A 22,474-nucleotide genomic window follows, 5' to 3' on the forward strand; every position below is an offset into this window, starting at 1 on the left:
GGCCGAGAAGCTGCAGGCCGAGAAGCTGCAGGCCGAGCCGTACGGGCGAGTTCAGAAGACCGACAGCCCCGTCAGCGTCGTGAAGCGGTCGAGCGCGGCCACGCCCGCAACGGAGTTGCCGCGCTCGTCGAGCCCCGGGCTCCACACGCACAGCGTGCCCCGGCCCGGCACGACGGCCACGATCCCGCCGCCGACGCCGCTCTTGCCGGGCAGCCCGACGCGGTACGCGAACTCGCCCGCCGCGTCATAGGTCCCGCAGGTCATCATCACCGCGTTGATCTGCTTGGCCTCGCTGCGCGTGAGCAGCCGGGAGCCGTCCGCGCGCAGCCCGTGCCGGGCCAGGAAGCCCGCGGCCAGGGCGAGATCGGCGCAGCTCATCTCGATCGAGCACTGCCGGAAATAGTGCGCGAGGAGGGTCGGTACGGGCTGGCGGATGTTCCCGTACGAGGCCATGAAGTGGGCGAGGGCCGCGTTGCGGTCGCCGTGCGCGGTCTCGGAGGCGGCTACCTCCAGGTCGAAGCCGAGGTCCGGGTTGCCGCTCTCGGCGCGCAGGAAGTCGAGCAGGTCCTCGCCCGCGTCGCCGGTCAGGGACTGCAGCCGGTCGGTGACGACGAGGGCGCCCGCGTTGATGAACGGATTGCGCGGAATGCCGTTCTCGTACTCCAGCTGCACCAGGGAGTTGAACGGGTTGCCGGAGGGCTCACGGCCGACGCTCTCCCAGAGCCCGGTGCCGTCTTTCGCCAGGACCAGGGCGAGTGTGAACACCTTGGTGATCGACTGCGCGGAGAACGGAACCTGCCACTCCCCCACGCCGTGCACACGGCCGTCGAGGTCGGCGAAGGCCATCCCGAAGCGGTGCGGGTCGACGCCGGCGAGCGCGGGGATGTAGTCGGCGCTGTGGCCGCGCCCCGGCAGGGCGCCCACCTCGTCGGCGATCTGCTCCAGGACGGCCTGGAGGTCCACGTTCACCATCGGCTGACCTGCGCTCTTCAGACCTGCTTGAAGCCCCGGTGCAGGGCCACGATGCCGCCGGTGAGGTCGCGCCAGGCCACCTTCGACCAGCCCGCCGACTGCAGCCGCGAGGCGAGCGCGGGCTGGTCCGGCCACGCGCGGATCGACTCGGCGAGATAGACGTACGCGTCCGGGTTGGACGAGACCGCACGGGCCACGGGCGGCAGCGCGCGCATCAGGTACTCGGTGTACACCGTGCGGAACGGCGCCCAAGTCGGCTGGCTGAACTCGCAGATGACGACGCGTCCGCCGGGCTTCGTCACGCGGTACAGCTCGCGCAGCGCACGGTCCGTCTCCTGGACGTTGCGCAGCCCGAAGGAGATGGTCACCGCGTCGAAGGAGTCGTCCGCGAACGGCAGCCGGGTCGCGTCGCCCGCGGTGAACGGCATGTGCGGGTGGCGCTGCTTGCCGACACGGAGCATGCCGAGGGAGAAGTCGCAGGGCACGACGTACGCACCGGCCTGGGCGAACGGCTGCGAGGAGGTGGCGGTGCCGGCGGCGAGGTCGAGGATCTTCTGCGCGGGCCGCGCGTCGACGGCCTTCGCGACCTCCCGGCGCCAGAGGCGGGCCTGGCCGAGGGAGAGGACGTCGTTGGTGAGGTCGTACTTCTCGGCGACGTCGTCGAACATCTCGGCGACTTCGTGCGGCTGCTTGTCCAGGGATGCGCGGGTCACGTGGTCATTGTGGCAGGCGGCCCCCGAACTCCCGCCGACCGGGCCGCGTCCGCGTCCGCGTCCGGACGAACGCCGAACCCCTCAGCGGGCCCGGTAGACCAGCCGGCCGCCCACCACCGTCGCCACGCACGTAGCCGCGCCGCGGCGGACCAGCTCCGCGCGGTCCGGGACGTCGAACACCGCAAACCTGGCCGGGGCACCCGGCGACAAGGGCGGCAGCAGCACCAGCGGCGTCGGGGACAAGGACACCGGACCCGGCAGCCTCTCCGGGCGCCGGCCGACGGCGAGGCCCGCTCGCCGTACCGCGTCAAGGGCCGCGCGCGAGCGCAGCTCACCGGCGACCGCGACCGTGCCGTGCGCGAACAGCCGCTGCACCCCGCGCCGCGCGCTCGCGCCGAGCCGGGCGGGTTCGGCGCGGAACAGCTCGCGCGCCCGCTCCCCGCCGATCGGCGCGGTGCCGAACGTGTCGGCCTCGCGCGGGTCCGGGTGGTACGTCGACTCCAGGATCTCCGGCCCGTACGGGTTGAGGAGGCCCGGCGTGAGGATGCCGGGCCAGCGCCGCACCCGCGCCCCGGGGTGCGCGGCGGCCAGCTCCTCGTACGGGCCGACTGCGGCGATCGTGTCGCCGTCGACCAGGACGGCGGACTCGGGGGATGCCTCGGCGATGTGAAGGGTGAACACGTGCAGGTCAGTTGGCGGGGAGCAGCTTGAGCTCGGGGTGGGCCGTGCCGCCCTCGATCGCGACGGACGAGATGTGCGAGGCGACGCGCTCGTCGACCGGGTCGTTCGCCGGGTCGTCGTGCACCACCAGGTGCTCGTACGTCGTGGAGCGCTGGGCCGGGACCCGGTCCGCCTTGCGGATCATGTCGATGATCTCAAGGAGGTTCGAGCGGTGCTTGGCGCCCGCGGAGGACACCACGTTCTCCTCCAGCATCACCGAGCCCAGGTCGTCCGCGCCGTAGTGCAGCGAGAGCTGGCCGATCTCCTTGCCGGTGGTCAGCCAGGAGCCCTGGATGTGCGCGACGTTGTCGAGGAAGAGGCGGGCGATGGCGATCATCCGCAGGTACTCGAAGAGCGTCGCCTGCGTGCGGCCCTTGAGGTGGTTGTTCTCGGGCTGGTACGTGTACGGGATGAAGGCGCGGAAGCCGCCCGTCCGGTCCTGTACGTCGCGGATCATGCGCAGGTGCTCGATGCGCTCGGCGTTGGTCTCGCCGGTGCCCATCAGCATCGTGGAGGTGGACTCCACGCCCAGCTCGTGGGCCAGCTCCATGATCTCCAGCCAGCGCTCGCCGGACTCCTTGAGCGGCGCGATCGCCTTGCGCGGCCTGGCCGGGAGCAGTTCGGCGCCGGCGCCCGCGAAGGAGTCGAGACCGGCGGCGTGGATCCGGCGGATCGCGTCCTCCGCGCTGACTCCGGAGATCCGCGCCATGTGCTCGACCTCGGAGGCGCCGAGGGAGTGGATGACCAGCTGCGGGTAGGCCTTCTTGATCGCCGAGAAGTGCTCTTCGTAGTACTCGACGCCGAAGTCCGGGTGGTGGCCGCCCTGGAACATGACCTGCGTGCCGCCCAGTTCGACGGTCTCCGCGCAGCGGCGCAGGATGTCGTCGAGGTCGCGGGTCCAGCCCTTCTTGGTGTCCTTCGGGGCGGCGTAGAACGCGCAGAACTTGCACGCCGTCACGCAGACGTTCGTGTAGTTGATGTTCCGCTCGATGATGTACGTCGCGATGTGCTCCGTGCCCGCGTACTTCAGCTTGCGCGCGGCGTCGGCGGCGCGGCCGAGCGCGTGCAGCGGCGCGGAGCGGTAGAGGTCGAGGGCCTCTTCCGGGGTGATCCGCCCGCCCTCAGCGGCACGGTCGAGAACGGACTGGAGGGAGGCCTTCTCGGTCACCGGTGTCCCTTTCAGGCGGTTTCGGGAAATTTCAGGCGGCTTCAAGCGCTGTCGAGCGGTATCGAGCGGTATCAAGCGGTCTTACGCGCGGACTGATCCAGCGTACGCCAGGGGTCCGACACCGCCGCTGTGAGGCCCCGCGTGCGCCCTACCGCCGGGACAGCCGCGCCTGAGGGTTCCCGCCCTCCGGGTTCTCCGAGGTGTACTTCAGGTCGTCGCCGACCGGCGTGAGGCGGACCGGGTGGTCGTTGTCCGTGCAGCGGGCGTCGCCCTTCACCTTGGCGCGGCCGGTGGCGACGATCTCCTTCTCCGTGACCTTCTTCAGGATCAGGACGTCGGTGCAGGTGCTGAGGCCCAGCTCGTCCGTCATGCTCGCGGTGCCGAACTTCTCACCGGGGCGGGCCTGTTCGACGACGACCCGGACCGTGCCGGCCGGCAGGGTCCCGTCCAGGGCTTCGGCCTTGCCCTCCCAGGTGCCGAGGTAGCGCTTCGGGATGCTCTGCGCGGGCTTCGCGCCGGGGTCCTTCGCGCTGGGATCCGCCGCGCCGTCCGCCGGCGGCTTCTTCCCCGCGCCGGCGTTGTCGCGGTCCGCGGGCAGCAGCCCCGACATGAACACTCCGCCGACGGTCACCGCGGCGAGCGCCCCCGCGACCGCGAGCGCCACGGTGCAGCTCAGCCGCCGCCCCCGGCCGCCCTCGCCCGGCGTGCTGCCCGCGTCCACGGTCACGGCGAGCCGGCCGCGCGGCGGCGGTACGGCACCGGCGCCGCCCAGCCCGTCCGCCGAGGAGGCCGACGTGGCCGACGTGGCCGTGGCGTGCCGGGCGGCGTCCGCGGCGTACGCCGGATCCGGCGGCCCGAAACCGGGCACGCCGGGCGGCGGGGGCTGTGTGCTGTTCGGGTCGAAGTGCGAGGAGACGGGGGCACCGGCGCCCGCACCCGTGGCACCGGGACCTGTGCCCGCGGCACCGGGCCCCGCCGTGGAACCGGGCCCCGCCGTGGAACCGGCACCCGTGCCCGTAGAACCGGAACCCGCACCCATAGAACCGGAACCAGGCCCCGCACCCGCACCCGCACCCGCACCCGCACCATCCGCAGAAGTGCCCCCGGGCCCGGGTGGCCGGCCCACCGAGGGGCTGCTGAACTCCACGAGCCCCGAGGCCGGTTCGGGCTGTGCGGCCTCCAGGTCGAGGAGGCTGACCGCGCTGCGGCTGACCTGCTCGACCAGCGTCCCCGGCAGCCAGCCGGCGGCCGAGAGGGCCTGCGCACCCTCGGGCGCGAGCCGCCGGGCGACCTCCTCGGGCGTGGGCCGCGCGGCCGGGTCCTTGGCCAGGCAGTCGACGACGACCTCCCGCAACTCACCCTCGGGAAGCGTGAGTTCGGGCTCCTCGTGGACGACCTTGTAGAGCAGCGCGGCCGAGGAGTCACCGGCGAACGGGGCGCGACCCGTCGCCGCGTACGCGAGCACGGTGCCGAGCGAGAAGACGTCGGCGGCGCCGGTGACGCCCTTGCCGAGGATCTGCTCGGGCGCCATGTAGCCGGGCGAGCCCACGGAGACTCCGGTCGAGGTCAGCGAGGCCGTCCCTCCCCCGGACTCCGTCCCGGAGGTGCCCTCGGTCGCCCGGGCGATCCCGAAGTCGATCAGGCGCGGCCCGTCCAGGGTGAGCAGCACGTTGGACGGCTTCACGTCGCGGTGGACCAGGCCGAGGGCGTGCACCGCGGTGAGCGACTCGGCGAGGCCGGCGCCCAGGACCCGTACCGCCTGCTCGGGCAGCGAGGGCAGCACGCCGCGCTCGCCCACCGCACGGTTCAGCGGCGGCCCGGCGACGTACCCGGTGGCGACCCAGGGCACCGCGGCCTCCGGGTCGGCGTCGAGCACCGGCGCGGTCCAGGCGCCGCCGACCCGCCGCGCGGCGTCGACCTCGCGCCGGAAGCGGGCCCGGAACTCCTCGTCGAGCGCGAAGTGCGGATGGACGACCTTCACCGCGACGGTGCGGCCCCCCGCGCTGCGCCCCAGGTAGACCCGGCCCATGCCGCCCGCGCCGAGCCGGCCCAGCAGCCGGTACGGCCCGACGACGGTCGGCTCTCCGGCATCCAGCGGCTGCATGAGCCCCTCCCCCGTTGTCCCGCGTCGTCCCGCCCGTCCCCCGCCAGCGTACGGGCAGAGGGGGCCGGGCGGGCAGGGCGAACCGGGCAGGCGTGGGGCGGCTCAGGCCTGCAGCAGGTCGACCCGTACGTCCGCGCCGAAGCCGGTGCTCGGGCCGACTCTGCGGGCGAACTCGCGCACCCCCGCGAGCTGGTCGGGGCCGAAGCGGAAGTCGAGCGTCGTGAAGTAGCGCTCCAGGACGCCCGCGTCGAAGGACTCCCAGCGCGCGGCCTGCTCGGCGACCTTGGTGACCTCTTCAAGGGACACGTCCCGGGAGGCGAGGAACGCCTCGTGCACCTTGTGCACGACCTCCGGCTCACGTTCCAGGTAGTCGCGCCGGGCCGCCCACACCGCGAAGACGAACGGCAGCCCCGTCCAGTCCTTCCACATCCGGCCGAGGTCGTGGACCTGCAGGCCGAGCCGGGGCCCGTCGTGCAGGTTGGCGCGCAGCGCGGCGTCCCCGATGAGGACGGCGGCGTCCGCCTCCTGCATCATCAGGCCGAGGTCGGGCGGGCACGTGTAGTAGTCGGGCGTGACACCGACGGACTCGGCGAGCAGCAGCTGCGCGAGCCGTACCGACGTACGCGAGGTGGAGCCGAGCGCCACCCGGGCCCCGTCGAGCCGGTCGAGCGGGAGCTGGGAGACGATCACGCAGGACATCACGGGGCCGTCGCAGCCCACCGCGATGTCCGGCAGGGCGACGAGCCGGTCGGAGTTCTTGAGGAATTCCACGAGGGTGACCGGGCCGATGTCCAGATCACCGCGTACGAGCTGCTCGCTGAGCTTTTCCGGGGTGTCCTTCGTGAGCTCCAGGTCGAGCAGGGTTCCGGTCCGTGCGAGACCCCAATACAGGGGCAGGCAGTTCAGGAACTGGATGTGCCCGACGCGCGGGCGGTTGCGAGGAGAATTGTCCACATCGCGAGGCTAGCGCCCGGGCGATACGGCGCCTCGTCGGGGTCCGCCGGAAGAACGCCATGAGTCCCCAGGATGCACGGATGTCAACGAGTCCGTACGATTTCTCAGACATCCGGGTGACGTGATCTTGCCCTCTATCGCTTGCGGCTGCCTGCGTGCTAGGCTCGCCGCAAGTTGCAGTTTGGTTTCCCTTGCAGTACAGAGCCTGCGGAGCATGTGACCGCGGGCTCTCGTCGTTTTCAGACTTTTGCGGTTGTGTTTGACACGCGTGGGGTTCTGGGAGCAGGGACACCCTTCGGCCCATAGGAGGGCTTTATGGCTACCGGAACCGTGAAGTGGTTCAACGCTGAAAAGGGCTTTGGCTTCATCGCCCAGGAAGGCGGCGGCCCGGATGTCTTCGTCCACTACTCCGCGATCAACGCGTCTGGCTTCCGCTCCCTTGAGGAGAACCAGGCCGTGACCTTCGACGTCACGCAGGGCCCCAAGGGCCCGCAGGCCGAGAACGTCACCCCGGCCTAATCAGGCCAGGGACCTTTCGGTTCTGATCCGGTACGGATAGCAGTACCCAAGGAGCCTCGCCCCCGCTTCATGCGGCGGAGCGGGGCTCCTGCCTTTTGCGGAAAGGGAATGCGCGCCCCCGCCGCAGGAATAGTTCAAGAATTAACTGGGCGCGCAGTTCCCCACGCCCCCTTCAGCCCGTCCGACGCTGTGCGTACAACTCCTCGATCTCCCCCGCGAAGTCCGCCTCGATCGCCGCCCGCTTCAGCTTCAGGGACGGGGTGAGGTGGCCCGCCTCCTCCGTGAAGTCGACGGGAAGCACCGTGAAGCGGCGGATGGATTCCGCGCGGGAGACCAGTTTGTTGGCCTCGTCCACGGCCTTCTGCAGGGTCTCCAGGAGCTCCGGGTCGCGGACGAGCTCCGCCGGCGGCACGTCCTGCTTCTTCTTCATCTGCCGCCAGTGCGCGATGCCGTCCGCTTCCAGGGTGAGCAGCGCGGCCACATACGAACGGTTGTCGCCGACGACCATGCACTGGCCGACCAGCGGGTGCGCGCGCAGCCAGTCCTCCAGGGGCGCGGGCGCGACGTTCTTGCCGCCGGTGGTGATGAGGATGTCCTTCTTGCGGCCGGTGATGGAGAGGTAGCCGTCGGAGTCGAGGGCGCCCACGTCCCCGGTCCCGAACCACTTCTCGTACGCGGGAGCAGAAGCGCCCGACTGCCCGTCCCAGTAGCCGTGGAAGACCTGGCCGCCACGGAGCAGCACCTCGCCGTCGTCCGCGATCCGCACCGCCGTGCCGGGCAGCGGCCAGCCGACCGTGCCGAGGCGGGACTTGAGGGGCGGGGTGACGGTGGCGGCGGCGGTGGTCTCGGTGAGGCCGTAGCCCTCGTAGATCTGGATGCCCGCGCCCGCGTAGAACGCCGCGAGCCGTCGGCCGAGCGGGGAGCCGCCGCAGATCGCGTACCGCACCCGGCCGCCGAGGGCCGCGCGGATGCGGCGGTAGACCAGCGGGTCGTACAGCGCGCGGGCAGCCTTCAGGCCGAGCGTCGGGCCGGGCCCGGTGCCGTGCTCGGCGGCCTCGACCGCCTCGCCGTAGCGCCGGGCGATGTTCGCCGCGCGGTCGAAGGAGGCGGCCCTGCCCAGCTTCTCGGCGGTGGCGCGGCCGGTGTTGAAGACCTTCTCCAGGACGTACGGAATGGCGAGGAGGAAGGTGGGGCGGAAGGCCGCCAGGTCGGCGAGGAGGTCGTCGGTCCGGATGCTGGGGGCGTGCCCGAGGCGTACGCGGGCGCGCAGGCAGCCGATGGCGACCATCCGTCCGAAGACGTGCGAGAGGGGGAGGAAGAGGAGGGTGGACGCGGGGTCCTTGCTGATCGACTTGAAGACGGGGTGCAGGAGTTCGATGGCGTTGTCGACCTCGGCGAAGAAGTTGCCGTGGGTGAGGACGCAGCCCTTGGGGCGGCCGGTGGTGCCGGAGGTGTAGATGAGGGTGGCGGGCGAGTCGGGGGTGAGGGCCGCGCGCCGCTTGTCCGCCTCGCCGTCGTCCGCGCCCCGGCCCGCCTCCGCCACGGCGGGCAGGTCGGCGAAGGTCCACACGTGGGCGAGGTCCGGGATGCGGTCGCGTTCGGGGCCGAGCGCGGCGGCCTGCTGCCCGCTCTCCACGGCGATGGCGACGGCCCCGGAGTCCTGCAGGATCCAGCGGGTCTGGAAGGCGGACGAGGTCGGGTACACGGGGACGGTGACCAGTCCGGCCGACCAGGCGGCGAAGTCCAGCAGGGTCCACTCGTACGTGGTCCGCGCCATGATCGCGAGCCGGTCGCCGGGGCGCAGGCCGTGCGCGGCCAGGCCGTCGGCGAGCGCCCGCACCTCGGCGGCGAACTCCCGCGCGGTCACGTCGCGCCACGTCCCGTCGGCGCCCTTACGGGTCAACACGGCGTCTTCCGGTGCGTGTTCGGCGTTCTCGTACGGGATGTCCGCGAGCGAGCCGGAGGTCACCGCGGGCGCGAGGGGCGGCACGGACACCTCGCGCACGACACCGTCGGTGACGGTCCTGCGCGGTTCGACGAGCGGGGGCGGGGCGGGGGCGTTCTTGCGGGGCACGTGGCTCCTTGGGGGCGAGTCGGGGTGAGTCGGGGTGAGTCGGGGCGTGTCGGGGTGTGTCGGGGTGTGTCGGGGTGTGTCGGGGTGCGCGGGGGCGCTCAGGCGCGTTCGAGGATCGCGGTCACGCCCTGGCCGCCCGCCGCGCAGACGGAGATCAACCCCCGTGCGGGGGCGTCCCGTTCGGCAAGGAGTCCCGCGAGCGTGGCGACGATGCGGGCGCCGGTCGCGGCGAAGGGGTGACCGGTGGCGAGGGACGAGCCCGCCACGTTGAGCCGGTCCCGGTCGACCGGCGCGAGCCCCGCCTTCTCCCAGGCCGACAGGGTCGCCAGGACCTGCGAGGCGAAGGCCTCGTGCACCTCGACCAGGTCGAAGTCGTCCAGGCCGAGCCCGGCCCGCTCCAGCATCCGCGGCACCGCGTGGGCCGGGGCCATGAGGAGCCCGTCGCCGCCCTCACCGGTCACGTCCCCGGCCACGAAGTCGACGGCGGCCGTCTCGTACGCGGTGAGGTACGCGAGCGGGGTGAGGCCGCGCGCGGCCGCCCACTCCTCGTCGGCGAGCAGCACGGTCGCGGCGCCGTCGGTCAGCGGGGTCGAATTGCCCGCCGTCATCGTGGGGTTCGGGCCGTCGGTGCCGAACACCGGCTTGAGCTCGGCGAGTTTCTCGACGGTCGAGCCGGGCCGCAGGTTCTGGTCCCGCTCCAGGCCGCGGAAGGGCACGACCAGGTCGTCGAGGAAGCCCCGGTCGTAGGCCGCCGCGAGCCGCTGGTGGCTGGTGGCGGCGAGCGCGTCCTGGTCCTCGCGGCGCACGCCCCACGCGCGCGCCGTCACGGCCGCGTGCTCGCCCATCGAACGGCGGGTGCGCGGCTCGGCGTTGCGCGGGATGTCGGGGACGAGGTGGCCGGGGCGGATCTTCGCGAGGGCCTTGGCCCGGGCGCCGACCGTCTTCGCCCGGCGGGCTTCGAGCAGGATCTTGCGCAGCCCGTCGTTGACGCCGAGGGGTGCGTCACTCGCCGTGTCCGCGCCGCCCGCGATCGCGCTGTCGAGCTGCCCGAGCGCGATCTTGTTGGCGGCGGCGATCACGGCCTGCAGACCGGTGCCGCAGGCCTGTTGGACGTCGTACGCGGGGGTGCGCGGGTCGAGTCCGGAGCCGAGGACGGTCTCGCGCGCGAGGTTGAAGTCCCGGCTGTGCTTGAGGACGGCGCCCGCGGCGAACTCGCCGACGCAGCTGCCGCGCAGCCCGAAGCGGTCGACGAGCCCGTCGAGCGCGGCCGTCAGCATCTCCTGGTTGGAGGCAGTGGCGTAGGGACCGTCGGAGCGGGCGAACGGAATGCGGCTTCCGCCCAGGACCGCCACCCTGCGGACCACGCCGCCGCCCAGCAGCCCGGCGCCCCCGCCGGCTTCTTCGGTGCTCATCTCGACCAACTCCTGACCCTTGAGTAACCTTACTCGCAGGTAAATTTACGACCGAGCTGGGAGTTGGACAATGGCCGACCGCTATCTGAACTTCACCGGCACCGCGCCCGGCCGCTTCCTGACCCGCAGACTCGGGCTCCCGCAGCCGGCCCCGCTGCGCCGCTGGTCCCCCGGACGCCCGTCCCTGGACGGCCCGTTGCTGCATCTGACGGCGGGTAGGACCGCGCTCAAGGGCCTGGCCGAAGCGCTCGCCCGTACCGGCCTCGAACCGGGCGCCGAGCGGCCCGCCGCCGTCGTGCTCGACGCGACCGGCGTGGCCGACGTCAGCGGGCTCGCCGAGGTGCACGCCGCCCTGCACCCGGTGGTGCGCGACATCGCCCCCGGCGGCCGGATCGTCGTGCTCGGCGCGGCGCCCTCGGACACGGACCACCACCAGGCCGCCGTCCAGCAGGGCCTCGAAGGGTTCGTACGCTCCCTCGGCAAGGAGGCGGGCCGCGGCCGCACGGTCACGCTCGTGCGGCTCGTACGGACGGACTCCGCGGCGGCGGCCGAGTCGACGCTGCGGTTCCTGCTGTCGCCCAGGTCCGCCTACGTGAGCGGTCAGGTGATCGAGGTGGGCGAGGCGGGCGAGGCCGGGGAGTCCGCCGCCGCCGACCCTGCCCGGCCGCTCGACGGGCGTACCGCCCTGGTCACGGGCGCCGCGCGCGGCATCGGCGCCTCCGTCGCGGAGACCCTCGCGCGCGACGGCGCGCAGGTCGTCGCCCTCGACATCCCCTCCGCCCAGGCCGAACTGGTCCGGCTCGCCGAGCGGCTCGGCGGGAGCGCGCTGCCGCTGGACATCACCGCCGACGACGCGGGCGAGCGGATCGCCGCCGCCGTACCTGACGGGCTCGACGTCCTCGTCCACAACGCGGGCATCACGCGTGACCGCAAGCTCGCCAACATGCCCGCCGAGCGGTGGAGCACGGTCCTGGAGGTCAACCTCGCGGCCGTCCTCCGTACGACGGACTCGCTGCTCGCGTCCGGCACCCTGAACCGCGGCGGGCGGATCGTCGCCACGGCGTCCATCGCGGGCATCGCGGGCAACGCCGGCCAGACCAACTACGCGGCGAGCAAAGCCGGGATCATCGGCCTGGTCCGCTCCCTCGCGCCGCGCGCGCTCGCCGAGCACGGCGTCACCGTGAACGCGGTCGCGCCCGGCTTCATCGAGACCGAGATGACGGCGGCGGTGCCGCTGTTCATCCGCGAGGCGGGCCGCCGGATGAACTCCCTCGCGCAGGGCGGCCTCCCGGTCGACGTCGCCGAGACCACCGCCTGGTTCGCCGGCCCCGGCTCCGGCGGGGTCAACGGCCAGGTCGTCCGCGTCTGCGGCCAGAGCCTGCTGGGGGCCTGACGATGGCGGTCGTACGACTCGACGCCGCCCCGAGCCTCGCGCCGCTGCTCGCCCGGGGTGCGCTGCGGTCCCCGCTGAAGCGGGCCGCGGAGGGCGCCGTCGCCCCGCCGACGCGGCTGGTCCTGCGGGACGCGGCGATCGACCGGGGCCGCCTTGCCGCGTACCGGGAGGTGTGCGGCTTCCCCGTATCAAGTACCGCGCTTCCGGTGACGTATCCGCACATCCTGGGCTTTCCGCTGGCGATGCGGCTGATGGCGGCCCGGGAGTTCCCGCTGCCGCTGCTCGGCCTCGTCCACACGGCGTTCACGGTCGACCAGCACCGGCCGCTCACCGCCGAGGACCGGCCCGAACTGACCGTGTATGCCTCGGAGTTGAGCCCGCACCGACGCGGCACGGAGGCGACCCTCGTCACCGAGGCGCGACTCGCGGGCGAGCTGGTCTGGGAGTCGCGCAGCACGTATCTGGCGCGGCACGCCACGTCGTACGAGGGCCCTTTGGCCCCGGAGCGCACCGACAACGCTCCGCTTCCCGTGCGCGCCGAGTGGGACCTGCCGGGCGATCTGGGACGGCGGTACGGGGCGGCCTCCGGTGACCGCAACCCCATCCACCTGCACCCGCTCACCGCCAGGCTGTTCGGCTTCCCGCGCGCGATCGCCCACGGCATGTGGACGGTCGCCCGCTGCCTCGCGGAACACGGCGCGCCGGGCACGGCAGGGGTCCGCGCCGAGTTCAGGGCCCCGGTCCTGCTGCCGGGGCGGGTGGCGTACGGGGCGGACGGTGAGCGGTTCGAGCTGCGGGGGCCGGGCGGGCGGCTGCACCTGAGCGGCGGGGTCGTCCAGGGCTGAGTGGGGCGGTGGGGCGGTAGGGCGGTGAGCCAGGCCTCTGAGGGCCTAGCGGGGCGGCGACCAGGGCTCTCCGCGCATCAAGTTCCCCAACCCCGCCCAGGCGAAGTTCATCAGCGTGCTCGCCGCCTGCTTCGCGGTGACGCCCTCCGTGGTGTTCGCCCATACGGCGAGGGCCTCGGCCGCCCCGACCAGGGCCTCCGCGAGGCCCGCGACCTCGCGTTCCGGCAGCGAGGGGTTGCGGTGCGCCTCACGGGCCGCCTCGGCGATGAGCAGCGTCACGAACGCCACGATCTCCTCGCGCATCACGGCGACCTCGCGCGCGAACGGCTCGCCCTGCGTGCGGGCCTGGGCGTGCAGGACCGCCCAGCCGTCCGGGTGCTCGGCGGTGTGCGTGAAGAACCCCCGCAGCCCGGCCCAGAGTTGGCCGTCGGCCGGCTCGTCCGGCGTGATCGCCGACCGCACCGCCCCGACGAGCGCGGCCGCCTCCCGGCGGATGCAGGCGGTGAACAGCTCTTCCTTGGAGTTCAGATAGAGGTAGACCAGCGGCTTCGACACCCCGGCGAGCTCCGCGATCTCGTCCATGGACGCGGCCCGGTACCCGCGCTGGGCGAAGGTCCGCACGGCGGCGTCCATCATCTGCCGTTCCCGTACGGCCCGCGGCATCCGCTTGCCCTTCACAGCGCCCACGCCGGTCGCCCTCCCCGATTCACGATTACTCCTCGGTAAGCCTACGACTCCGGGCGGAGTCCCCCCGCTCACAACGGAAGCAGTTCCGGCCACCACGGCGGCACGTTGCCGGGCGGACAGAACGGCGCGGGGTAGCCGTCCGGCGCGTGCAGCCAGGCCAGTACGCCCCATACGAGGAGCAGCGAGCCGAGGACCGCGATCGCCGGGCCGGCCACCCCGAAGCGGGCCGGCGCGAACCACCACCAGAGGGTCGCGACCGCCGTGAGCGCGAGGAAGACCAGGGCCAGCGAGAACGAGTTCGCGGCCCCGTTGATCCCGATGTCACAAGTCCGCCAGGCCCACCCCAGCAACCCGGCCCCGAGCCCTCCGGTGAGCACTCCGCCGATCGGCCCGGCCATCACACGCAAAGCTCTGCTCATCCATCCCCCCGTACACAGGACCGCCCCCGGCGAGTGAACAGCACCGCGCCCCGGACCAAGTATCCCGGTCCGGGGCGCGGCAGGTGCGAAGCGTCACGCAGGAACAGGCGCAGCCTGCCGCTCGTCCGCGAGCGCAGCGTCCGGCTCGGCGTCCGGCTCGTCGATCGGCGACGAAGACGCGGTGTTGTACGCCTCACGGTCCAGGATGTTCTCCCGGGCCGCGACCAGGACCGGGACGACCGACTGGCCGGCCACGTTGGTGGCGGTGCGCATCATGTCCAGGATCGGGTCGATGGCGAGCAGCAGGCCGACGCCCTCCATCGGCAGGCCGAGCGTCGACAGGGTCAGCGTCAGCATGACCGTGGCGCCCGTCAGACCGGCGGTGGCGGCGGAGCCGACGACGGAGACGAAGGCGATCAGGATGTACTCCTTGATGCCCATCTGCACATCGAAGATCTGCGCGACGAAGATCGCGGCGATCGCCGGGTAGATCGCGGCGCAGCCGTCCATCTTGGTCGTCGCGCCGAACGGCACGGCGAACGAGGTGTAGTCCTTCGGGACGCCGAGGCGCTCGGTGACCTTCTGGGTGACCGGCATCGTGCCGACCGAGGAGCGGGAGACGAACGCCAGCTGGATCGCGGGCCAGGCGCCCTTGAAGAACTTCAGCGGGTTGACCTTGGCGACGGTCGCGAGCAGCAGCGGGTAGACGCCGAAGAGGACCAGGGCGCAGCCGATGTAGATGTCCGCGGTGAAGGTCGCGTACTTGCCGATCAGGCCCCAGCCGTACGTGGCGATGGCGTAGCCGATGAGGCCGACGGTGCCGATCGGGGAGAGCTTGATGACCCACCACAGGGCCTTCTGCAGCAGCGTCAGGACCGACTCGCTGAGGTCCAGGATCGGCTTGGCCTTCTCGCCGATCTTCAGGATGGCGATACCGGCGACGGCGGCCATGAAGACGATCTGCAGGACGTTCAGCTCGGTGAACGGCGTGATCACGTTCTCCGGGATGATGCCGGTGAGGAAGTCCAGCCAGGTGCCCGCGCTGTCCGGCTTCGCGCCGTCCTTCGGGGTGAGGCCGGTGCCGGCCCCCGGGTTGGTGAGCAGGCCGATCGCGAGGCCGATGACCACCGCGATCAGCGACGTGATCATGAACCAGAGCAGGGTGCGCGTCGCCAGGCGCGCGGCGTTGTTGACCTTACGCAGGTTGGTGATCGACACCAGGATGGCGAAGAAGACGAGCGGCGCGACGGCCAGCTTGAGGAGCTGGACGAAGATCGAGCCGACCTTGTCGAGGGTGGTGACGAGCCAGGACACGTCCTGGCTCCGGGCCAGCCAGCCGAGCAGGACACCGAGGACCAGACCGGTGACGATCTGGGCCCAGAACGGGACCTTGGGTATTCGGAAGCCGGACGGCTTCTCGGTGGCGGCGGGGGAATTCGCGGACACGGACACACTCCGGTGAAGACGCGTGGGGCGGGGACGTAGTACGTACGGACTTGCACGTGACTTGCGTGGAGCGGCGGCCGCTGACTACGGCGCGGCGCCGCTGCATAGATGTCGCTCAGGCGCGGCAACAGGCCGCGGACATGCAGCGGCAGAGATCGACGTGCAGGCGCGCGACGAGCGGAAGGCTCGTGCCCTTGAGCGGATCGCTCAGGGCGTTGCGGGGCGCGGCTGCTGTCTTCATGTCGAACACGTTAACACTTGAACTTTGAGAACATCAAAGGGCTTCTTTGGGTACGGTTCCGGCCATACGCCCCCGTATCAGGCTGGAAAACGCAGGTGCCCCGGCCTTCGAGCCATCGCTCGACAGGCCGGGGCACCCGGTGCGTTGTGACGAGAGTTACAGCTCCCGTACGCCGGTCACAGCTCCCGTACGCCGTCCTCCATGCTGCGGTTCTCCGCGAGCCGGGACTTGGCGCGGTCGACCTTGCCGACGATCTGCTCGGACATCTCCTCGCGCTGCCCGCGCAGCAGCACGAAGCTGAGCGGCGCGGAGACGACGATGGCGAGCACCAGCACCCACAGCAGGTTCGAGTCGCCGAGACCGCGCGGCAGCACGCCGAGGAAGACGAGTCCCCAGAGCACGAAGAAGCAGCCGGCGAAGATGCCAAGCCGCATCGCGGTGTACCGGACGGTGGCGCTCGGCTTCGGTGCCACGGCTCGCCTTCTCTCTGCTCGTACGTCTGCGGGGTGTCCAACTAGTGAAGCACGCCCGCAAATGGATCAGCTCGGCGGGCTCAGTGCAGCGGACTCGGTGCAGAGGGCTCAGCTCGGCGGGCTCAGTGCAGAGGGCTCAGCTCGGCGGGCTCAGTGCAGCGGGAGCCACATCATGACGTCGTCCCGGTCCTCGTCCGGCGCGACCCGGATCGCTGACGGCACCCGGCCGACCTCCTTGTAGCCGCAGGACGCATAGAACCGCTCCAGGCCCTCGCCGCCGCGGCAGGTGAGGCGGATGGCCTCGATCCCGTCGTGCGAGCGGGCGGCGTCCGCGGCGGCGGACAGCAGCGCGCGGCCCTGCCCCCGGCCCTGGTGCGCGGGGTGCAGCATCACGGTGTAGAGCCAGAGCCAGTGGCGCATCAGGCGGTGCGAGTTGAGGGCGAGGAAGGCCGTCGCGGCGACGGCACCCTGCTCGTCGTACCCCACGAGCAGTTTCGTGCGCCCCTCCGTCATCGCGGTGAGATGCTTCAGCCACTCGGGCCGTACGGACTGAGGGGTCACGGGCGGGACGAAGCCGACGGCTCCGCCCGCGTTGGTGACGTCCGCCCACAGGTTCAGGATGCCCTGGGCGAGCTCCGGGCCGACCTTCGGTTCGCACTCGAATATGAGGGGCATCGCTCAGGGACCGCCTCAGAACCGCATCGGCTGCGGGGCCTCGCGGCGCTCCGGGTCCGGGCCGTCGTACTCGCGGATGATCTCGTACCGGGTGTTGCGCTCGACCGGGCGGAAGCCGGCGTCGCGGATCAGGTCGAGCAGGTCCTCGCGGGTGAGCTTGTTGGGCGTGCCGTAGTTGTCGGCGTCGTGGGTGATCTTGTACTCGACGACCGAGCCGTCCATGTCGTCCGCGCCGTGCTGCAGGGCGAGTTGGGCGGTCTGCACGCCGTGCATCACCCAGAAGACCTTGACGTGCGGGACGTTGTCGAAGAGCAGCCGGGAGACCGCGAAGGTCTTCAGGGCCTCGGCGCCGGTCGCCATCTGCGTGCGCGCCTGCAGCCTGTTGCGGACCTTGCCGTCCTGCATGTCGACGAAGTCGTGCTGGTAGCGCAGCGGGATGAAGACCTGGAACCCGCCGGTCTCGTCCTGCAGTTCACGCAGGCGCAGCACGTGGTCGACGCGGTGCCGGGGCTCCTCGATGTGCCCGTACAGCATCGTGCTCGGGGTCTTCAGACCCTTCTCGTGCGCGAGGCGGTGGATGCGCGACCAGTCCTCCCAGTGGGTGGCGTGGTCGACGATGTGCTGCCGGACCTCCCAGTCGAAGATCTCGGCGCCGCCGCCGGTGAGGGATTCGAGCCCGGCGTCGATCAGCTCGTCGAGGATCTCGGAGGCGGGCATGCCCGAGATGGTCTCGAAGTGGTGGATCTCGGTGGCGGTGAACGCCTTGAGTGAGACGTCCGGCAGGGCTTCCTTGAGCGCGCTCAGCGAACGCGGGTAGTAGCGCCACGGCAGGTTGGGGTGCAGGCCGTTGACGATGTGCAGCTCGGTGAGGTTCTCGCCCTCCATCTCCTGGGCGAGCTTCACCGCCTCCTCGATGCGCATCGTGTACGCGTCCTTCTCGCCCGGCTTGCGCTGGAACGAGCAGTACGCGCAGGACGCGGTGCACACGTTCGTCATGTTGAGGTGCCGGTTGACGTTGAAGTGCACCACGTCGCCGTTCCTGCGGGTGCGCACCTCGTGGGCGAGGCTGCCGAGCCAGGCCAGGTCGTCCGAGTCGTAGAGGGCGATCCCGTCCTCGCGGGTCAGCCGCTCACCGGCCAGCACCTTCTGCTCAAGGTCCCGCTTGAGTCCCGCGTCCATGCCCTTACCTCTCCCTACGACAACTGCGGCCAACCGTACTGCTATACCTCCTCGGGCAGTTCCCCGACCCGGTTCTCCCACTTCGTGGAGAGCACGATCGTGGTACGGGTGCGCGAGACGCCCTTCGTGCCGCTGAGCCGGCGGATGGTCTTCTCCAGACCGTCCACGTCGTCGACGCGCACCTTGAGCATGTACGAGTCGTCGCCCGCGATGAACCAGCAGTCCTCGATCTCGTGCAGGTCCTTGAGGCGCTGCGCCACGTCCTCGTGGTCGGTCGCGTCGGAGAGGGAGATGCCGACGAGGGCGGTGACGCCGAGGCCGAGCGCCGCCGAGTCGACGGTCGCGCGGTAGCCGGTGATCACACCCGCCGCCTCCAGGCGGTTGATGCGGTCGGTGACGGAGGGGCCGGAGAGGCCGACGAGCCGGCCGAGTTCGGCGTACGAGGCCCTGCCGTTCTCCCGCAGGGCCTGGATGAGCTGCCTGTCCACCGCGTCCATATGCCTGGCGCCTTCCATTGTTCAGCGATGCCACGAGTCATGAGTCACGAGTCGTGAGTCGTGAGTCGGGAGTCACGAGTCGTGAGTTTGTCTAATCTAAGGCAAGCAGGGTCGCACCCCTGTGATTCTTTTACCAGATCGCCGGTGATCTTTCAGATTCCAGGAGTACGTGAGCAGCCCGCTACGTCCCCCGAGAGCCGCCACCCAGCTCTCCCTCCCAGCGGCGGTACAGGCCGTGCGGCACCCCCGCCGCGTCGAGCACCCGCCCGGCGACGAAGTCCACCAGATCCTGGATGTGCGTCGCCCCCGCGTAGAACGCCGGTGAGGCGGGCAGCACGGTCGCGCCCGCCTCGTCGAGCGCCACGAGGTGCTTCAGCGTCTGGCCGTTCAGCGGGGTCTCGCGCACGGCGACGACCAGCTTGCGGCCCTCCTTGAGGGTCACGCTCGCCGTCCGCTGCAGCAGGTCCTTCGACAGGCCGAGCGCGACTCCGGCCACGCAGGCCGTGGAGGCGGGCACGATCAACATCCCGCGTGTCGCGTACGAGCCGGACGAAGGGCCCGCGGCGAGGTCGCCCGCCGCCCAGTACCGCACGTCCGCCACGTCGACCGGAGCGAACGCGTCCGGCTTGCCGTCCGCCCCGCGCGCCAGCCACTCGCGGAGGTCGTCCTGCCAGTGGGCGTCGCGGAACGAGATGCCCGTCTCGTCGAGCAGCGTCAGCCGTGAGGCGCGGCTGACGACCAGGTCCACGCTCTCGCCCGCGGCGAGCAGCGCGCGCAGCACGGCCGCGGCGTACGGCGTGCCGGACGCGCCGGAGACACCGACCACCCAGGGTCGGCGCTGCGCGAAGTCTTCGGGTACGGGCTGCACGCCACGAGCCTATCCGGCGCCTCGGCGGCGGGGCTCGGTCAGGTGCTGTGCTCGGGGTCGACGGGCAGTGCGCCGGTGTCGACCGTCAGCTTGCCGAGGTCGGTCTCGACGACGGCCTTGCCGCCGTAGGGGATGGTGTCGGAGCCGCGATAGCCGTCGGGGCCGGGATTCCAGCGGGTGACCAGGTGGCCGGCCCGCGGATCGAAGATCAGGTAGTGGGCGAGGCCCCGGGCTGCGTACTGGCGGGACTTGACCTCGTAGTCGTGCCGGATGCTGCTCGGCGAGACGACCTCGATGACAAGCTCGATCAGGTCGGGCGAGTACGCGGTGACGTTCCGCGCCTCCTCCACGGCCGGGATCACTGCCAGGTCGGGGCAGAACTCGAACTCGTCGCTGAACGGGAACGCCACGTCGCTGACGCAGCTCCAGTCATCGCCCAACTGCGCCTTGAGCTGGCTCCACACCTCCAGGATCGTCCGGTTGTGGAACGGCCTGAGCGGACTCATCACGATGTTGCCCTCGACAATCTCCGTCCGGTAACCGTGGAACATGTCCTCGAACCGGCTGAGCTGAGAGTGCAGGCGATCGGTCTCCGAGATGGTCACGGCCTCTCCCTTCCCTGCCCTCGATGGTAGGCGCCCCACCGTATTCACGGGCCCCATCGCCAGCCCGGGTATGGCCACCCGGCCACCCGAACGAGTGAGCGAGACCCCTAGGGCCTGTCCGGCGGATCTCCGCGGGACAGGCCCTAGACCGTCAGCCCCCGCACCACCAGGTCCAGCAGCGCGCACACGAACAGCGCGATCCCGATGAACCCGTTGACCTGGAAGAACGCCCGGTTCAGGCGGGACAGGTCGTGCGGGCGGACGATCCGGTGCTCGTACAGGAACGCCCCCGCGACGATCACCAGGCCGAGCCAGAAGAACGCCCCCGCGCCCGTGGACACCGCGTACCAGACGAACAGGCCCGTCGTCACCAGGTGGCACCCGCGCGCCCCCCGGATCGCCGCCGGGATACCGAAGCGCGCGGGCACCGACAGCACGCCGACCTCGCGGTCCGTCTCCACGTCCTGGCAGGCGTAGATCAGGTCGAAGCCGCCGATCCAGATCCCGACCGCGAGGCCCAGGATCACCGCGTCCCAGGACCACGAACCCGTGATCGCCAGCCACGCGCCGACCGGGCCCATCGCCTGCGCCAACCCCAGAATCGCCTGCGGGAAGTTCGTGAACCTCTTGCCGTACGGATAGACCACCATCGGGATCACCGCGACGGGGGCCAGGGCCAGGCAGAGCGGGTTGAGCAGGGCCGCGGCGCCCAGGAAGACGACCAGGGCGATCAGCGCGCCCGTCCACGCGGACTTCACCGAGACCGCGCCGGTGACCAGCTCGCGGTGGGCGGTGCGCGGGTTACGGGCGTCGATCTCGCGGTCGATGATCCGGTTCGCGGCCATCGCGAACGTCCGCAGGCCGACCATCGCGACCGTCACCAGGAGCAGCCTGCCCCAGTGGACGCTCTTGTCCAGCTGGAACATCGCGGTCAGCGCGGCGATGTACGCGAAGGGCAGCGCGAACACCGAGTGCTCGATCATGACGAGGCGCAGAAAGGCCCTCGTACGCCCCGGCTGCGGGACGGCTGCTGCGGCGCTGCTCACTTGAGTCCGTACTCCTTCCAGCGGCGGTCCACCAGGGCCGCCGTGCGCGGGTCGGACTCGACCATCTCCGGCCAGCCGCCGTCACGCGTATAGCCCTCCTCGGGCAGCTTCTTCGTGGCGTCGATGCCCGCCTTGCCGCCCCAGAACTGCTGGTAGGAGGCGTGGTCGAGGTGGTCGACCGGGCCCTCGACGACCGTCAGGTCGCGGGCGTAGTCCGTGTTGCCGAGGGCGCGCCAGGAGACCTCGTGCAGGTCGTGCACGTCGCAGTCCTTGTCCACGACGACGATCAGCTTGGTCAGCGACATCATGTGCGCGCCCCAGATGGCGTGCATGACCTTCTGCGCGTGCTTCGGGTACTTCTTGTCGATCGAGATGATCGCGCAGTTGTGGAAGCCGCCGGACTCCGGCAGGTGGTAGTCCACGATGTCCGGGACGATCACCTTGAGCAGGGGGAGGAAGAAGCGCTCGGTCGCGCGTCCCAGCGGGCCGTCCTCCGTCGGCGGGCGGCCGACCACGATGGACTGGAGCAACGGACGCTTCCGCATCGTCACGCAGTCGATCTTCAGCGCCGGGAACGGCTCCTGCGGCGTGTAGAACCCGGTGTGGTCGCCGAACGGCCCCTCCGGCAGCATCTCGCCGGGCTCCAGCCAGCCCTCGATGACGACCTCGGCGTTGGCCGGGACCTGGAGCGGCACGGTCTTGCAGTCGACCATCTCGACGCGCTTGCCCTGGATGAACCCGGCCAGCATGTACTCGTCCATGTCACCGGGGAGCGGCGCCGAGGACGCGTACGTCACGGCCGGCGGGCAGCCGAAGGCGATCGCGACCGGCAGCTTCTCGCCCCGCTGGGCGGCCACTTGGTAGTGGTTGCGGCTGTCCTTGTGGATCTGCCAGTGCATGCCGATGGTGCGCTTGTCGTGCCGCTGCAGCCGGTACAGGCCGAGGTTGCGCACGCCCGTCTCCGGGTGCTTGGTGTGGGTGAGGCCCAGGTTGAAGAACGAGCCGCCGTCCTGGGGCCAGGTGAACAGCGCGGGCAGCTGCTCCAGGTCCACGTCCTCGCCGGTGAGCACGACCTCCTGCACAGGGGCGTTCTCCGACTTCACCTTCTTCGGCGGTACGTGGGTCATCGCGCCGAGCTTGCCGAAGGCCTCGCGGATGCCGACGAAGCCCTGCGGCAGCTCGGGCTTGAGGAGGCCGCCGATCTTGTCGCTGATGTCCGCGTACGACTTGAGGCCGAGGGCCTTCAGGAGGCGGCGGTCGGTGCCGTACACGTTCATCGCGAGGGGCATCGAGGCGCCCTTCACGTTCTCGAAGAGCAGGGCGGGGCCGCCGGCCTTGTTCACCCGGTCGACGATCTCACCGACCTCCAGATGCGGGTCGACCTCGGCCTTGATGCGCAACAGGTCGCCCTCGCGCTCCAGCGCCCGGAGCAGGGAGCGAAGATCGTCGTAAGCCATAGGGACC

General features: G+C 71.3%; 23 protein-coding genes. 3 read left to right on the forward strand and 20 right to left on the reverse strand.

Annotation, left to right across the window (positions count from 1 at the left end):
- Window positions 1–51: 51 nt before the first annotated feature.
- The 6 genes from QIS99_RS06420 to QIS99_RS06445 all read right to left on the reverse strand — a co-directional run bounded on the left by QIS99_RS06420 (window position 52) and on the right by QIS99_RS06445 (window position 6,631).
- Window positions 52–972, reverse strand: a complete 921-nt coding sequence (locus QIS99_RS06420; protein WP_282511302.1) for a glutaminase — start codon at window positions 970–972, stop codon at window positions 52–54.
- Between the two features lie 17 nt (window positions 973–989).
- Window positions 990–1,685, reverse strand: a complete 696-nt coding sequence (locus QIS99_RS06425; RefSeq protein WP_282511304.1) for a demethylmenaquinone methyltransferase — start codon at window positions 1,683–1,685, stop codon at window positions 990–992.
- Window positions 1,686–1,766: 81 nt separating this feature from the next.
- Window positions 1,767–2,366, reverse strand: a complete 600-nt coding sequence (locus QIS99_RS06430; RefSeq protein ID WP_282511306.1) for an imidazolonepropionase-like domain-containing protein — start codon at window positions 2,364–2,366, stop codon at window positions 1,767–1,769.
- A 7-nt stretch (window positions 2,367–2,373) separates the two neighbouring features.
- On the reverse strand, window positions 2,374–3,573 hold the full coding sequence (mqnC, locus tag QIS99_RS06435) for a cyclic dehypoxanthinyl futalosine synthase (RefSeq protein ID WP_282511308.1): 1,200 nt from the start codon (window positions 3,571–3,573) through the stop codon (window positions 2,374–2,376).
- 148 nt (window positions 3,574–3,721) lie between these two features.
- Entirely contained in the window at window positions 3,722–5,677 is a 1,956-nt protein-coding gene (locus tag QIS99_RS06440; protein ID WP_282511310.1) for a serine/threonine-protein kinase, read from the reverse strand.
- 102 nt (window positions 5,678–5,779) lie between these two features.
- Window positions 5,780–6,631, reverse strand: coding sequence for a menaquinone biosynthetic enzyme MqnA/MqnD family protein (locus QIS99_RS06445; protein WP_282511312.1), 852 nt, complete (start codon window positions 6,629–6,631; stop codon window positions 5,780–5,782).
- 315 nt (window positions 6,632–6,946) lie between these two features.
- On the opposite strand from QIS99_RS06445, the gene QIS99_RS06450 reads away from it, so the two are divergent.
- Entirely contained in the window at window positions 6,947–7,150 is a 204-nt protein-coding gene (locus tag QIS99_RS06450; RefSeq protein WP_016645643.1) for a cold-shock protein, read from the forward strand.
- 172 nt (window positions 7,151–7,322) lie between these two features.
- Here QIS99_RS06450 and QIS99_RS06455 read toward each other — a convergent pair whose 3' ends face one another.
- Both QIS99_RS06455 and QIS99_RS06460 read right to left on the reverse strand, forming a co-directional pair.
- Window positions 7,323–9,224, reverse strand: coding sequence for an AMP-dependent synthetase/ligase (locus QIS99_RS06455; RefSeq protein WP_282511324.1), 1,902 nt, complete (start codon window positions 9,222–9,224; stop codon window positions 7,323–7,325).
- Between the two features lie 98 nt (window positions 9,225–9,322).
- On the reverse strand, window positions 9,323–10,636 hold the full coding sequence (locus tag QIS99_RS06460) for an acetyl-CoA C-acetyltransferase (RefSeq protein ID WP_282511327.1): 1,314 nt from the start codon (window positions 10,634–10,636) through the stop codon (window positions 9,323–9,325).
- Between the two features lie 70 nt (window positions 10,637–10,706).
- On the opposite strand from QIS99_RS06460, the gene QIS99_RS06465 reads away from it, so the two are divergent.
- A complete protein-coding gene (locus tag QIS99_RS06465) occupies window positions 10,707–12,029 on the forward strand; it encodes a 3-oxoacyl-ACP reductase (RefSeq protein WP_282511330.1) in 1,323 nt (440 codons plus the stop codon).
- 2 nt (window positions 12,030–12,031) lie between these two features.
- A complete protein-coding gene (locus QIS99_RS06470) occupies window positions 12,032–12,874 on the forward strand; it encodes a MaoC/PaaZ C-terminal domain-containing protein (RefSeq protein ID WP_282511332.1) in 843 nt (280 codons plus the stop codon).
- Between the two features lie 45 nt (window positions 12,875–12,919).
- Here QIS99_RS06470 and QIS99_RS06475 read toward each other — a convergent pair whose 3' ends face one another.
- The 12 genes from QIS99_RS06475 to QIS99_RS06530 all read right to left on the reverse strand — a co-directional run bounded on the left by QIS99_RS06475 (window position 12,920) and on the right by QIS99_RS06530 (window position 22,467).
- Window positions 12,920–13,561, reverse strand: a complete 642-nt coding sequence (locus QIS99_RS06475) for a TetR/AcrR family transcriptional regulator (RefSeq protein WP_282511334.1) — start codon at window positions 13,559–13,561, stop codon at window positions 12,920–12,922.
- Between the two features lie 68 nt (window positions 13,562–13,629).
- A complete protein-coding gene (locus QIS99_RS06480) occupies window positions 13,630–13,980 on the reverse strand; it encodes a hypothetical protein (protein WP_282511336.1) in 351 nt (116 codons plus the stop codon).
- Window positions 13,981–14,073: 93 nt separating this feature from the next.
- Window positions 14,074–15,426 (reverse strand): dicarboxylate/amino acid:cation symporter, encoded by a 1,353-nt coding sequence (locus QIS99_RS06485; protein ID WP_282511338.1) that lies wholly within the window; start codon window positions 15,424–15,426, stop codon window positions 14,074–14,076.
- Window positions 15,427–15,541: 115 nt separating this feature from the next.
- Complete coding sequence (locus tag QIS99_RS06490; protein WP_282511340.1) at window positions 15,542–15,667, reverse strand: hypothetical protein; 126 nt, start codon at window positions 15,665–15,667, stop codon at window positions 15,542–15,544.
- Window positions 15,668–15,843: 176 nt separating this feature from the next.
- Window positions 15,844–16,140, reverse strand: a complete 297-nt coding sequence (locus QIS99_RS06495; RefSeq protein WP_282511343.1) for a DUF4229 domain-containing protein — start codon at window positions 16,138–16,140, stop codon at window positions 15,844–15,846.
- A 150-nt stretch (window positions 16,141–16,290) separates the two neighbouring features.
- Complete coding sequence (locus tag QIS99_RS06500) at window positions 16,291–16,815, reverse strand: GNAT family N-acetyltransferase (RefSeq protein WP_282511345.1); 525 nt, start codon at window positions 16,813–16,815, stop codon at window positions 16,291–16,293.
- 15 nt (window positions 16,816–16,830) lie between these two features.
- Window positions 16,831–17,994 carry an aminofutalosine synthase MqnE gene (gene mqnE, locus QIS99_RS06505; RefSeq protein WP_282511347.1) on the reverse strand — a complete coding sequence of 388 codons (1,164 nt, stop codon included), beginning with the start codon at window positions 17,992–17,994 and terminating at the stop codon, window positions 16,831–16,833.
- A gap of 41 nt (window positions 17,995–18,035) precedes the next feature.
- The gene (locus QIS99_RS06510; protein ID WP_282511349.1) at window positions 18,036–18,491 is read right to left on the reverse strand and encodes an Lrp/AsnC family transcriptional regulator; all 456 of its coding nucleotides are present in this window, start codon (window positions 18,489–18,491) and stop codon (window positions 18,036–18,038) included.
- 181 nt (window positions 18,492–18,672) lie between these two features.
- On the reverse strand, window positions 18,673–19,359 hold the full coding sequence (locus tag QIS99_RS06515; RefSeq protein WP_282511351.1) for a UbiX family flavin prenyltransferase: 687 nt from the start codon (window positions 19,357–19,359) through the stop codon (window positions 18,673–18,675).
- Window positions 19,360–19,397: 38 nt separating this feature from the next.
- Window positions 19,398–19,964, reverse strand: coding sequence for a Uma2 family endonuclease (locus tag QIS99_RS06520; protein ID WP_282511354.1), 567 nt, complete (start codon window positions 19,962–19,964; stop codon window positions 19,398–19,400).
- Between the two features lie 143 nt (window positions 19,965–20,107).
- Window positions 20,108–21,010 (reverse strand): menaquinone biosynthesis prenyltransferase MqnP, encoded by a 903-nt coding sequence (gene mqnP / locus QIS99_RS06525; RefSeq protein ID WP_282511356.1) that lies wholly within the window; start codon window positions 21,008–21,010, stop codon window positions 20,108–20,110.
- On the reverse strand, window positions 21,007–22,467 hold the full coding sequence (locus QIS99_RS06530; protein ID WP_282511358.1) for a menaquinone biosynthesis decarboxylase: 1,461 nt from the start codon (window positions 22,465–22,467) through the stop codon (window positions 21,007–21,009). The genes mqnP and QIS99_RS06530 overlap by 4 nt, the downstream gene beginning before the upstream one ends.
- Window positions 22,468–22,474 lie beyond the last annotated feature (7 nt).

It is taken from the genome of Streptomyces solicavernae (assembly GCF_029968095.1).
Classification (GTDB): domain Bacteria; phylum Actinomycetota; class Actinomycetes; order Streptomycetales; family Streptomycetaceae; genus Streptomyces; species Streptomyces solicavernae.